The 11854-nt window shown below is 48.4% G+C and carries 14 protein-coding genes; 5 read left to right on the top strand and 9 right to left on the bottom strand.

Translation table 11 applies throughout. The annotated features are described in order from the left end of the window. Positions 1 to 284 (top strand): transposase (locus CBG25_RS16010; protein ID WP_290607880.1); only part of this gene is annotated, 284 nt, incomplete at its 5' end. Here the strand turns inward: CBG25_RS16010 and CBG25_RS16005 are convergent. Beyond that, positions 202 to 777 carry a type 4 pilus major pilin gene (locus CBG25_RS16005; RefSeq protein ID WP_290607879.1) on the bottom strand — a complete coding sequence of 192 codons (576 nt, stop codon included), beginning with the start codon at positions 775 to 777 and terminating at the stop codon, positions 202 to 204. The two genes, CBG25_RS16010 and CBG25_RS16005, sit on opposite strands and share 83 nt — an antisense overlap. Before the next feature lie 207 nt (positions 778 to 984). Next, positions 985 to 2118: a type II secretion system F family protein gene (locus tag CBG25_RS16000; protein ID WP_290607878.1), complete on the bottom strand. Its 1134-nt coding sequence runs from the start codon at positions 2116 to 2118 to the stop codon at positions 985 to 987. 72 nt (positions 2119 to 2190) lie between these two features. On the opposite strand from CBG25_RS16000, the gene CBG25_RS15995 reads away from it, so the two are divergent. After that, the gene (locus CBG25_RS15995; RefSeq protein ID WP_290607877.1) at positions 2191 to 2694 is read left to right on the top strand and encodes a SprT family zinc-dependent metalloprotease; all 504 of its coding nucleotides are present in this window, start codon (positions 2191 to 2193) and stop codon (positions 2692 to 2694) included. A 91-nt stretch (positions 2695 to 2785) separates the two neighbouring features. Continuing rightward, a complete protein-coding gene (gene msrA / locus CBG25_RS15990) occupies positions 2786 to 3322 on the top strand; it encodes a peptide-methionine (S)-S-oxide reductase MsrA (protein ID WP_290607876.1) in 537 nt (178 codons plus the stop codon). Between the two features lie 77 nt (positions 3323 to 3399). On the opposite strand, the gene CBG25_RS15985 is transcribed toward msrA, so the two are convergent. The 4 genes from CBG25_RS15985 to CBG25_RS15970 are packed head-to-tail and all read right to left on the bottom strand — an operon-like array spanning position 3400 to position 8306. Beyond that, positions 3400 to 4914, bottom strand: coding sequence for an ATPase, T2SS/T4P/T4SS family (locus CBG25_RS15985; protein WP_290607875.1), 1515 nt, complete (start codon positions 4912 to 4914; stop codon positions 3400 to 3402). A gap of 17 nt (positions 4915 to 4931) precedes the next feature. Continuing rightward, positions 4932 to 5387, bottom strand: a complete 456-nt coding sequence (gene pilP, locus CBG25_RS15980) for a type IV pilus biogenesis protein PilP (RefSeq protein WP_290607874.1) — start codon at positions 5385 to 5387, stop codon at positions 4932 to 4934. Then, positions 5374 to 6666 carry a type 4b pilus protein PilO2 gene (pilO2, locus tag CBG25_RS15975; protein ID WP_290607873.1) on the bottom strand — a complete coding sequence of 431 codons (1293 nt, stop codon included), beginning with the start codon at positions 6664 to 6666 and terminating at the stop codon, positions 5374 to 5376. The genes pilP and pilO2 overlap by 14 nt, the downstream gene beginning before the upstream one ends. A 2-nt stretch (positions 6667 to 6668) precedes the next feature. Further along, complete coding sequence (locus CBG25_RS15970; RefSeq protein ID WP_290607872.1) at positions 6669 to 8306, bottom strand: PilN family type IVB pilus formation outer membrane protein; 1638 nt, start codon at positions 8304 to 8306, stop codon at positions 6669 to 6671. Between the two features lie 10 nt (positions 8307 to 8316). Between CBG25_RS15970 and CBG25_RS15965 the strand changes: the two genes are divergently transcribed. Further along, positions 8317 to 9132: a hypothetical protein gene (locus CBG25_RS15965; protein ID WP_290607871.1), complete on the top strand. Its 816-nt coding sequence runs from the start codon at positions 8317 to 8319 to the stop codon at positions 9130 to 9132. A 300-nt stretch (positions 9133 to 9432) separates the two neighbouring features. Here the strand turns inward: CBG25_RS15965 and CBG25_RS15960 are convergent, their stop codons facing one another. Further along, complete coding sequence (locus CBG25_RS15960; protein ID WP_290607870.1) at positions 9433 to 9657, bottom strand: hypothetical protein; 225 nt, start codon at positions 9655 to 9657, stop codon at positions 9433 to 9435. A 184-nt stretch (positions 9658 to 9841) separates the two neighbouring features. Between CBG25_RS15960 and CBG25_RS15955 the strand changes: the two genes are divergently transcribed. Then, a complete protein-coding gene (locus CBG25_RS15955) occupies positions 9842 to 10810 on the top strand; it encodes an IS110 family transposase (RefSeq protein ID WP_290607869.1) in 969 nt (322 codons plus the stop codon). A 21-nt stretch (positions 10811 to 10831) separates the two neighbouring features. Here CBG25_RS15955 and pilM read toward each other — a convergent pair whose 3' ends face one another. Together pilM and CBG25_RS15945 are read right to left on the bottom strand one after the other, a co-directional pair. Continuing rightward, complete coding sequence (gene pilM, locus CBG25_RS15950; protein ID WP_290607868.1) at positions 10832 to 11278, bottom strand: type IV pilus biogenesis protein PilM; 447 nt, start codon at positions 11276 to 11278, stop codon at positions 10832 to 10834. After that, positions 11278 to 11854 (bottom strand): toxin co-regulated pilus biosynthesis Q family protein (locus tag CBG25_RS15945; protein ID WP_290607867.1); only part of this gene is annotated, 577 nt, incomplete at its 5' end. The genes CBG25_RS15945 and pilM, both read right to left, overlap by 1 nt.

The raw sequence follows: 11854 nt of genomic DNA, 5'->3' as shown, positions 1-11854 counted from the left end.
AAATCTTGAATCAGCGAAAGAGCATGGTTGAACCTGTGTTTTCAGCATTGCGGGGAATTCAGGGTTTGGAACGTTTCCGGCGTAAGGGATTATTAGCGGTAAAGCTCGAATTTACCCTGCATGCAATGGCCTATAACTTATCAAGAGCGGTTGCTCTGATATTATGGATGATTTTCAGTCTATTATTTGTACAAACTAAAATCAGAAAAAGAGAAAATCTGCACGGTGGGATATTGTTGAAAAAAAATTCCACCCCTTTTGCGACAGCCTCTTTTCGGCGGTAATGGCCCCAATATTGTTGGTACCGGAAATCGAGACCTCATGTATCATCGCGCTGCCGCTCAGTTTGGTTGCCATGATGACACAGGCGTCTTGCGGCACATTCTTATAGGTCACGGAAAAGCCTTTGTTATTGGCTGACCCCTGAATTTTTTCCGGGGCAATAATCACGTCACCGCCCCAGCCGTTGGCAATTTTTGCCGCGCCCGTCGCCTTGTCACCGTTAATGGTCATGCTGCCCGGTACACCTCCAAACTGTACCAGTGTACCGGTCATCTTGGCACCACTGGTAAACGGGTATTCGCCCTGCGTTTTTAACATACCGCGGGCTTGCGTCACCAATGCCTGTACATTGGACATTTCATCGTTAAGGGTACTTTTATTAAACAGGATAGAGACGGCGCTGACGGCCAGCACAATGGCGACCGCAATAATTGCCAATACCCCCATCGCTTCCAGACTTAAAAATCCCCGGTGCAGGGTTGTCTTCTTTTTCATAACGTCCTCTTTTGTGTGTGAGTAAAACGATAAACACTTTTTCATTCCTTACCCCATTTGGTTGACCATGAAGCCTGTTGCTCAATAGCAAAATTAATTGTGACTTACAAAAAAACCAGCTATTGATGATAAAATAATCAATTTTTGAATTAAAAATGACCTATATAAGATTAAAAAATAACCTATTTTTGTGTTTTTTAGATGTATCTAACTTGTTTTTATTGAAAGCAGTTTTATTTCACTATTAAGCAACAGGCTTATGGTATTTAAATCGCTGCTGGCTAATAGCAGCAGCAACATATAGCCGAACACCAACAAAAAGCAGAAAACCGTTAAATAGCGTGATGTTTTCTTGACCTGCGAAATGGTGATCTGCAACCAGCGGTCGGCATAGCGCTCAAGGCTGTTTTCGGCTCCCGCGCCTTCGGTTAACAGCATCATCTGGTTGACACACTCCCGCGAGGGGAAGTGATAGCCGCTACTTTTTAAGGCCAGCCCCAAATGCTCGCCCTGTCGCATATAATGCAGGGTTTCATTAATGCGCCTTTCCAGCCACGGACTGGCGGTTTCGCCGAGCATATTCACTGCTTGCATCACCGGGATATTGACCCGCAGTAACGCCGCAATATTCAGCAAAAAGTAAACCCCCTGCACGGCGCGATACACGGACCACGGCGGCAGATGGTCGGCGATTTTCCGGTTTGCCCAGTTTCCCATTGACCAGACAATCAGGGCGGTGAGTGCCAGCAGGCCAAACAGCAGTAACCCCTCGAAATGAACTATAAATTCAGAAATGCCGGTGAGCAGGCTAAGCGCGCCCTCCCATTTTTCGCGCGGTATCAGCCTGTCCAGCTTGGGGATAAATTTGTTACATACCATGTGCATCATCAGCACCACGATACCCAGCAGAAAGCAGGGGTAGGCCAGTGCGCCGAGCAGGGCGGAGACCATGCTCTTTTTGCCTTCCACAATCTGGCTGGCACGCCGCAGCGCATCAGAGAGCTTGCCGGACAGGAGGCCGGAGCCAATCAGGGTGGCTTCCTGAACCGGCACCCATTCGAGCAATACCTTTTCAAACGCCCCTTGCCCCTCATCCAGCGCCGACAGGCAATCGGTTAACAGCACGGCGTAGGGATGATGCTTACGACCAAAATCGGTGGCGACATTGCGCATATCGAGAAAGGCTTGCTGCAACGATTTGTTGTTATCCAGCAAAAAGGCCAGCATGTCGTAGAAGGCAATGCGATCTTTAGCGGAAAAGGTTTTCTGGTAAATCCATCTCGCGGTAACGGCAATGCGAGGTTTGACGGTTACAATCAGCGAATTTAATAATGGAAACATTATTTTTTCTCGTATTAGAGTAAATTGTGTATAACAGAAGGATGATTTTTCTATAATTTTTCCTGACGCCATATGAAATCACACCGAGTACCGATCGCCTTACAACAGCTTGTCATGCGAGTTTTGAGGAATAAGCTTATTACAGCGAATAATAAATTAAATAAAGAATTTAAAGAGCCACTAATTAATTATCAACAAAAAGGATCTATAGCCGGTAGTGCCTATTTACAAGCATGGGAAATTCGCATTAATCCTATTTTGCTGATTGAGAATGGTGAAATTTTTATTAATCAAGTGGTTCCCCATGAATTAGCGCACTTGCTGGTTTATCAAACTTTTGGTAAAACCGCGCCACATGGCAAAGAGTGGAAATGGATGATGGAAACTATTCTAGAAGTCCCACCACAGAGAACACATCAGTTCGCATTAACATCTGTACGCGATCAGATGTTTTATTATCGCTGTGATTGTGAATCGCCACATCAATTAACCGCGCGTAGGCACAATAAAATATTAAATGAAAAAATAAAGTATATGTGCAAAACATGCGGGCAATATCTTGCATGGCAAGAGTAAGAAAAATATGCTTTTCTCATTAGCCATTAGAGTGACAATAACGTATAAATGTCTTTATCAATCGGATAAAGACTCCCTGAAGGAATGACAAATGGCGACAGAATACGCAATCATTGCTGGAGGCTGCTTCTGGTGTACTGAAGCGGTGTTCAAACAGATTAATGGCGTGGAATCGGTCGAAAGTGGCTATATTGGTGGTCATACCGCAAACCCGACCTACAAACAGGTATGCAATGGCGATACAGGGCATGCAGAAGCCATCCGAATTACCTTTGATCCAGAAAAGGTCAGCTTCGGCGACCTACTGGATATCAGTTTTGCCACCCACGATCCGACCCAGTTTAATCGCCAAGGAACTGATATCGGCACACAGTACCGATCGGCTATATTCCCGATCAGCATTAAACAGGCGGAAGAGGCCAAAGCGGCAATTGCGCGGGCCCAGAGTGAACATCGCGACCCGATAGTGACCACCATTGAAACTGGCGCGACCTGGCATCCGGCAGAAGATTACCACCAGAACTATTGGGCTGGCGAAGGACAGGAAAACCGTTACTGTCTTGCTGTTATTCCGCCCAAGTTGCAAAAGCTACGTAAGCACTTTGCGGCTAAGACCGTCGCAGAATAACTATCGGCCAGTGCTAGCTTTATTCAGCTGCCGCTGCGTACTGTAATCGTTTCGGATAACCACGCCCCCGATAACAATCAATTTTCTATCGGCAACAACGTATAACTATCTTCATCAATCGGGCAAATGAAATGGGCGGCTAGTGGATCAACCTCTCCCGCATGGATGTAGTGCAAGACGTGCTGATTACGGGTAATGCCGCCCAGCGTCCGATGCCAGTAGGTTTTCGCTGCCGCCTTGCTTTTTGTCCGGTACAGTTCAAAAAACTGCGCATCCGGGGCGATCACTTCGGCCACCACGATCCGCCCGACAATGCCATGGAAACAGTGTTCGCAGCCTTCAACATGGCGCATAAACACCTTTTCAGGCTGGCAATAGTGTTCAATCAGATCGCGATCATCCTCTTCAAGCCGCTCAGCTACCCGGTGATATGGAATTTTGCAATGCGGACATAAGCGCTGAACCAGTCGTTGGCTTATCAGCCCAATCAACAACTGCGGATCGGCCAGTAGCCGTGCGGATACCCCTTCTATTTCCAGTCGTTCAAGGATATTCAGGCCATCATTGGCATGGAGTGTGGTCATCAGAAGATGCCCGGTCATGGCCGCTTTTAGCGCGGTGATGGCGGATTCCAAATCGCGGATCTCACCGTTTAAAATCGCATCCGGATCACAACGCAAGGCATAGGCCATCGATAGCAGCCATGCGCGTTTGATTTCTTCGGTGTTTTTCTTATCAGCAATGATCGGCGTCTGGATTGCGCCATAAATCCGGCCTTCGGGCGGATCTTCAATGGTTAACAGTCGTCGTACCGGTAATTTGTTGATATAACCCCATAGCGAAAGATAGGCGGCAGACGCTGTGCGTAGTGTAGTGGATTTCCCTGAGCCGGTTGGCCCGGATAAAATCATCATCCCTTCGGGACGACGCAACAGGCGTTTCAGTACCCGGATTTGCTCAGGCAAAAAGCCCAGTGTTTCAAAATCTGGTACGGCATCGCCATCATCCTTAATTAAACGCATCACCACATATAGCCCGCCGACAGATGGCATATGGGCATAACGTGCGCCAAATATCCCTAGCGGTTTTAAAAACCGTTCGGCAATGCGGCCATCCTGATGAAGATTGGGGTAAAACTGTTTCTCGGTGACATCACACATCGACAGGATAATGGTGGACGCCAGCGCCATTCCTTCGTCCTTGTCGATGCAGTCCAGACATTGCAGTTCACCGTGCACCCGCGCTTCAATATAGCAAAACTCACCGCCATCACGTCCGACGGTAAAATGCACGTCAGACGCCGATAGCGCAATGGCCTTGCGGAAGTAGCTTAATACCCGCTGCTGGTTGACGCTGTGTGCCGGCGCATTACTCGATAGCGGGAGGGCTACGTTGGCGATTTCATCCAGCGACAGGCTGGCCCAGCGGGTACGCCCCGGAAAGGCTTTTTGTACCCGGCTGACAAAATGTTGAACTTTAAAATCCTCGCGGTAATTGTCCGCGATAAAAATATCAATCATGCCGTCCTCGGCCTGTGTCACCCGCACAAAGCGGGCGATATCGGCATCGGGCTGTGGAAGGGTATTTAACATCACTCTTTTTCTCCTCATTAATAAAAGGCTAATGTGCGTTTATCGTTGCCGTCAGCCACCCTGACTTCGCGGGCGCTAATCGTCTCAATCAAAAAACGGGTGCCGGGGATCTGCTCGCCCTGCCGCAGTTCTGCCCGCTTGCCATCGGAGAGCACCAGACGCGCCATAAGCTGCTTGCCACTGCCGTAAATTTCTTCCACTGACGGTAAGCCCCCGGCGCGAGGTAACATCGACAGATCCCGGCCATTGAGCGGTAAATTGGCTGTCCGGGCATCAATACCACTGTCTTCCAGTTCGCGTTGAATGCGGGCACGGGCTGCCTTGGCTTCCAGCAAGACGGTTTCGGCCTGTATCTGCTCTAACCGTTGCAGGGTGTATTCTTCCATCACCGGCGGTTGCGGTGGCGGTGTTTCTGCATAGGCTACGCCACTTAACCACGCGGTGATAAACAGCACGCGCTTATGATTTTGCATATAATTTTCCTTCCATCCGGTAACTTAATCGCCCCTGATTGAGCGTGATCGTGATGACGTGCAGGCGTAAACCCAGATCGTCCAGTTCATCAAACAACAGGGTCGGGGGGATGGCGGTTTCCAGTGAAAAACTAAAACTGCGCCACGGCAAAATCCGCTCTTCGCCGTTAGCGCTCACCTGACGGTTATCCTCTTCCTGTAGGTTAATGGGCAGGCGCATCCGCTGCGCAAAGGTGGTTAATCGCTGTATCTGGCTATCCGCCTCCGGCAAGGCGCGGGTGTCCGGCGAGGTGGTGAAGGTCACAGGTTGGCTAAACCCGCCGGTATCACCCTGACCGGGCAAATTGAAATACGGCATCGTTTGCCCGGCGTAAACCTGCTTCACCCGGTAAGCGAAATCGCCCACGGTGGCCCCAACGGGTTTGCTGTACGCCAGTCGTAGTGTGCCTTCCTGTGCGCATTGCGCTTCTTTAAAGCGCCAGCCGGCCAGCGACAGCGGGATGGTTTGCCAGCGTTCGGCACAGGCGTTAATAAACGGCATCAGTCGCGGTGTGTCATGCCACGGTGAGCGCAGAGCCGGGGACGTTTGCACCTGTTGCTGTGCCAGCCATGCCGCACGTAGGGCGGCCTGACGCAACGTTTCCTGATGGGTTTGAACCCCGTTCCAGCCGACGTAACCGACCAGCATCAGGCAACAAAGCGTAAACAGAGCTAAAAATCGCCGCTTGCGTGATGTTGCCTGAAAGCGGGCACTGTCTGGAAAACGAAGCCCTGCCAGCAAGCCTTCCAAATCAAACGGTTGGCTATCGGCGATGTTCCAGTCTGCCGGGGCGAAAATCTGCCAGCCGCCTTCCGGCTCGCGGTTAAACTGGCAAAAGTTTTTTTGCGCCTGTGCGATTGCGGCCTTGTCGCCCACCACATCGTTAATCAGCACCCCGTCGATGCTGCTAACAAAACCGTAGCGCGCGTTATCCAGCGCGATAATGGCGTAACCACTGCCTTTCAGTTGCCGGGCGATGAGCAGTGCCAGCGCGTAACCGTCTTTGCAGCCTTTTGGCAACGTCAACGCCGCCCAATTGACCAGCCCCATCACCCACTGCGGGTTTTTCTGGCTGTCCCGATAGCGGTAACTGACTACGCGATCTGCACCGCGTCTTCGCGCTTCGCTTTTGACGTTTTTACCCGCCCGCAATGTGACGGGGAGCCAGTCTATGCCGGCCAGAAAAACGCGGCGACCTCGCACCATCGGCGTCGCGGTAAATAGCGGTGTTGTCGTCATTATTATCCCTCCTGCGACAGAACCGGGGTGATCAGCACAACCAGCATCCGATCACCGTCTTCTGCCTGTTGACCGCCGCCTAAGCCAAAGAACCACGGTTGACCGACGCCCTGCTTGCTTCCTTTACGGCTGGCCTGCTGAAAGCCGGATAACACCAGTGTCTGGCCGGTTTTCATTTTCACGCGCTGGGTAAAGGTTTTCAGTTGGGTATTGAGCAACTCGACCGAGCTTTCCCCGGAAGTAAAGGTACGCCGGGTAGGTGGTTCAGAGAGATTAATCGCGAATTGCAGTAACAGGTGTTGACCGTCCGGCATGATATTCGGCAGCAGATTGATATAAAAGCCGGTGGTAATGGTGGCGGGCTGAATCGACGTGGCCGTGCCGACATTCGCGGTGGATTGTGTTGTTACCTGCGCCACATAATCTTCCTGTTCGGCTACCTGCATGGCGACCGGCGAAAGATTGGTGGTGGTATTCGACTGTTGGGTGACGACACTGACTTTAGCTTGCTCGGCAAGCGCTTTGAGAAAGACTTTTGACCCCGCCAGCCGCCCGTCTACCACCGAGAAGCCGCCATTCATGATATTGCCGGCCGCACCGCCAAAGGCTTGACTGAGTGACAACCCTAAACGGCCATTGTTAAAAACGGCGTTCCAGTCCAGCCCTAACTGGTCTTTTTGCCGTTTTTCCACGCTCAGCACTTCAATATTGAGCACCACCTGCCTGTCTAATGTCTGGTTGCGTTCGTCAACAAAACGCTCAACCGTATCCAGCACCCGTGGCACATCGGTGACGGTCAGATTACCGGCAGACAGGAACATACGCCCCAGCCCCGGCGTCAGCATTGATTTCACTGCACCCTGTAAATCGGCATACAGGGATGATTTGATGGTGGTTGAGGTGGATTGTGACGTGGTGGCATCGCCACTGAGTGCATTGCCGCTTTGCCCGCCGCTGTTACCGGCTTTGGAGGTGGTGCCGCTGACCACTCTGGATTGGTAATCGGTCTGTGAATCCATAAAATTCAGCGTAAATGACCGGGTTTCCAGCGCGTAGATAACTATCTGTCCCGATTCATAGCGCCACGACACGCCAAGGCGACTGGCAATGGTGTCGAGCAGCCCGGCCAGTGGGCCGTTCCAGTAAAGCCCGTTCAGATTCGCGCCGGTGTTAATCGCAGCAGGCGCAGAGGATGACGCCATCCCGATGGCCGCCAGCGGCACCATGCCATTGACATCCGGCGGCGGGATATCGCCTTTCATCTGCTGGGTCTGTCCGCCAGAGACGCCGCCCAAGAGCGTTAATGCATCTGGCGTCACGGAAACGGGAATGCGGCACACGCGGGTAATACGTTCAGAAACGTCATGCAGGCTCAGTGAGCCTTGCCGGTTAATCGTAATGGTACAAGGTGGGATGACTTTTTTTATCGCCGCCCGGTCAATCATCGGCGTGGGATTCACCCACTGCCGGGGCGCTTCGCGTAATACTGGCGATGGCGAGGTCAATTTTTGCATCTGCTGCCTTGCCTTTGCGTCTGTCGCCTCACTGTTTTTCATGTTTTGATTAATGCGCTCAATACTGGTGCAGCCAGACAATGCCAGTACCACCAGTAAAGGCGCAGCAGAAAAAATCGCTCGCATGGTGTATCCTTTGTTATTTGAAACCTTAGAAAATGTGCAAAGTAAGTGTTGGAAAGAAACCCGCTTGGGGATTTGTTTACTTTTAGGAGAAAACGTGGGAATAATTGATTTGTTGTTAAATAACACTGAGTTTGTTGAATACCTTTTCCCTTCCTTAGCGGTAATAATCCTTGTGATTTATTTTTTCTTTTTTTTCTTTGGATTAACTCAACTGAAAACAGCAAGGAATGAAAAAAAACCAATAGCGCTATATCATTTCACATCAAAAAGTTGCTTGGATAAAATAGCAATATCCAGAATGATAAAGTCTGTTAGCTACGGGGTTGTTTTTAGCACATCAAACAAACGAAAAAATAACAGAGGGCGAAACTGTAATCCTCTTAAAAGAAAAGGGGTGGTTGTTTTTGTAAGCGAATCACTAGGCTGCTTCAAAAGCAATTTCAGATATAAACTACTAAGACTATTTTTACTGTATAAGGTATTTGAAATTAACCATCAAGAGTACATTACGAAATCATGTGGTGATTTGTACCTCTCTAAAATCGAGATGATTAATAGTCATACCTTACTAGTGAGAAAAGCAGAGATAAAAAAGTGCAGCAAGAGAATACATCCAATAAGAATATTAAAATATTTTATTAAACAATGCCTTAATCTGTTTTATGTTGTATTTTCTTTATGCGCATTCCTAAGTTTGCCGGCGATTTTCACTAATATTCTTTTAGTGAAAGTAATTATAATTAAAGTTGTTTTGTTTTGCATTTTTGCCACTGTAATCTTGTTTATTACTTCATGGGGGTTGGGTAAAATAGACAACATAAGATGATTTATTATTTTACTTTTTTAAATCAAAAAGCTTATGGTGGCTTTACTTCATCTGTAATATAAATGCAATGACTATGGAAATGCCTATAATCATAGTTGAGAAAATAATGGACATCTCATGCAAATGGTAATCATTAAGTCTAAAAACGGGGATGATCCCAAAAACCAAGAAAAGCAGTGCAGTTATCCAGAATGATCCCGTTACGTTGAGTGAGAAAAAAGCACCAATACCAATAAAGAAGAAGTGGAATATTAAGATTTTCATTGTTACTCCAACAATTAATAAAACCCCTGGCGAATTTCACTGCATCTGTGATTTTATCAGTGCAAACAATATGGAAATTGAGCCTACACTGAACACAAAAAAAACAGTTAACTCCTCAAGATAATAACGATTAAGACGCAACAGAGGGATAGCGCCAAAAGAAACGACAAGCAATATCGTCATCCATACTGAATCCGTGATTTTTAGTGCAACAAAAGTGCCTAGACAAATGATAAGAAGATGAAATACTAGAAATTTCATTAATCCCCCTTGTATCTTGAAAACGGTTTAAAATAGTTACGATTAGATTTGGCAAGGTGCATGCAGCCCGATTCCTCCTAGGGTTTTAAGCCCGTTAATTAGCGACCGGCGCATACACTGAGCCACTCATCTGAAACCCGAACAGTTGTCCGTATCCATAACGCATTTGCAAGGATGGGTAATCATGAGTCAGCCAAATCCACTTTGTGTGGGTATTGATGTTTCTAAAGCAACGCTGGACATAGCAGCCAGCTGTGATATTGCACAGTTTACGGTCAGCAATGACTCTGACGGTTTTGATGCCATTATCGCCGAATTGAGAAAGCATTCGGTGGTGTTGGTTCTGATGGAGGCAACTGGCGGGCTTGAAGCTACTGTGGCCTGCTCGCTCCAGGCTGAAGGCTTTGACGTTACTGTGATCAATCCCAGACAAGCCCGAGACTTTGCCCGCGCTATGGGCTATCTGGCAAAAACTGACCGTATTGATGCCAAAGTGCTTGCACAAATGGCAGAGGTTATTAATCGACATCCGGAGCGAGAGCGCTTTATCCGGACTCTGCCAAATGCAGAACGTCAGGTTCTTGCTGCGATGGTCGTACGCAGACGCCAGTTGATTACAATGTTGGTGGCAGAACGTAATAGGCTGTATACCGCACATCCACATAATAGAAAAAGCATCAACATCATCATCAAGGCGCTGGAAGATGAACTTGCCAGAATCGATGAGGATATGAACAACCACATAAGGAACCACTTTAAGGATCTGGCCGCTAGGCTGAGCAGCATTAAAGGGGTTGGTACCATGACAGTTGCTGCGTTGTTGGCGGAGCTTCCCGAACTGGGCAGCCTCTCGAGGCGAGCTATTAGCGCGCTTGTAGGCGTTGCCCCCATAAACCGGGACTCGGGTACCATGCGAGGTCGGCGAACCATCTTTGGCGGAAGGGACGGAGTCCGAACAGCACTTTATATGGCCGCGCTTGTAGCAACTCGCTTTAATTCGGTTATAAAAGCCTTTTACATGCGTCTGCTTGCAGCGGGAAAAGCCAAAAAAGTGGCGCTGGTTGCCTGTATGCGCAAGCTGCTGACTATCCTGAACGCGATGCTCAGAAAGAACGAAGAATGGAATGAGTCGTACCATCACGTTTCTCCATAATTTTAACGTTCAAGACAGTTGCTAGTTAAGATAAACAATTGCCCCATCGGGGATACGTGCCGGTAAGACAATTTGCATATCCCGCCCACTATTATCAAAAAGACGGTGATTTTTGACGCTACCCAATAGCGCAGAATCGCGTGTTTGCGTTTTGAGCGCTGCCATTAATCCCGGAGAAAAAGGTTGCCAGACGAAAACACGCTGGCTGGCAATAACATGCTGGATAGGCGAATGCGGCGTGATACCGATTTGCGCCGCTGTTAGCACAATCTCATTGGGATTCTTAGTTACATCAGGGTGGAGATAGAGATAATCATTAATCGCGTTGATATAGTGAACCGTCTCTATCGCTTGTTGCGTCGTGGTGGTTGTCATTTCAGTACTGTTGAGATTGTCCGCATGTTGATGCTGATAAAATCCGGCGAGCGATAACGTTACCAGCATAAAAGAAAGGATTAAATAGCCCATCATCCCCCCGGTGGTTTATCGGTGATGCGTATCAGGCATTGCGCACTATTGGTTTCTGCATAAAGCGGCTTTTTGGCCGACTGGTATAACTCTAAAACACTTCTCAATGCAGATTTAAAATCACCACTGAATTTTAGCGGCGCGTCAATCTGATAATTAACCGGCGTTTGCCACAAAACCGACCAATTTTTTACTCCCGGCGCGATGCAAGGTGCTTTTATTGCCCATGCCATCACCCCGTCCTTTAACGTTACGCCTTTTTCTATCTGCCACGTTTGCACAGGTTTTGGGTTCGGAGTAACTTTCATTGATGTAAACGGTTTATCCGTAAGCAACGTCGGTGTTTTTGGCGGCGCTATCGTTTTTTGAGATTGAATGATGGATTTATTCCCCTGAGTCGGTAACAGATTATTGTTAACGCTGATAATTTGCGGAGGTTTCGTCACCGTCAGCGCTTTACTTGTCATCGGCTCATTATCTTTTGCAAGATTTTTCGCTGCCAACAGGCGTTCAGGCTGTTTCTTTACCGGGAGAGGATGAATATCAACCGGTTTATCAATGCGATAAAAATAAATA

This window comes from Arsenophonus sp. ENCA (assembly GCF_002287155.1).
Classification (GTDB): domain Bacteria; phylum Pseudomonadota; class Gammaproteobacteria; order Enterobacterales; family Enterobacteriaceae; genus Arsenophonus; species Arsenophonus nilaparvatae.
Note: the sequence above shows the minus strand (reverse complement) of the source record. Positions and strands in the feature narration are given on the sequence as shown.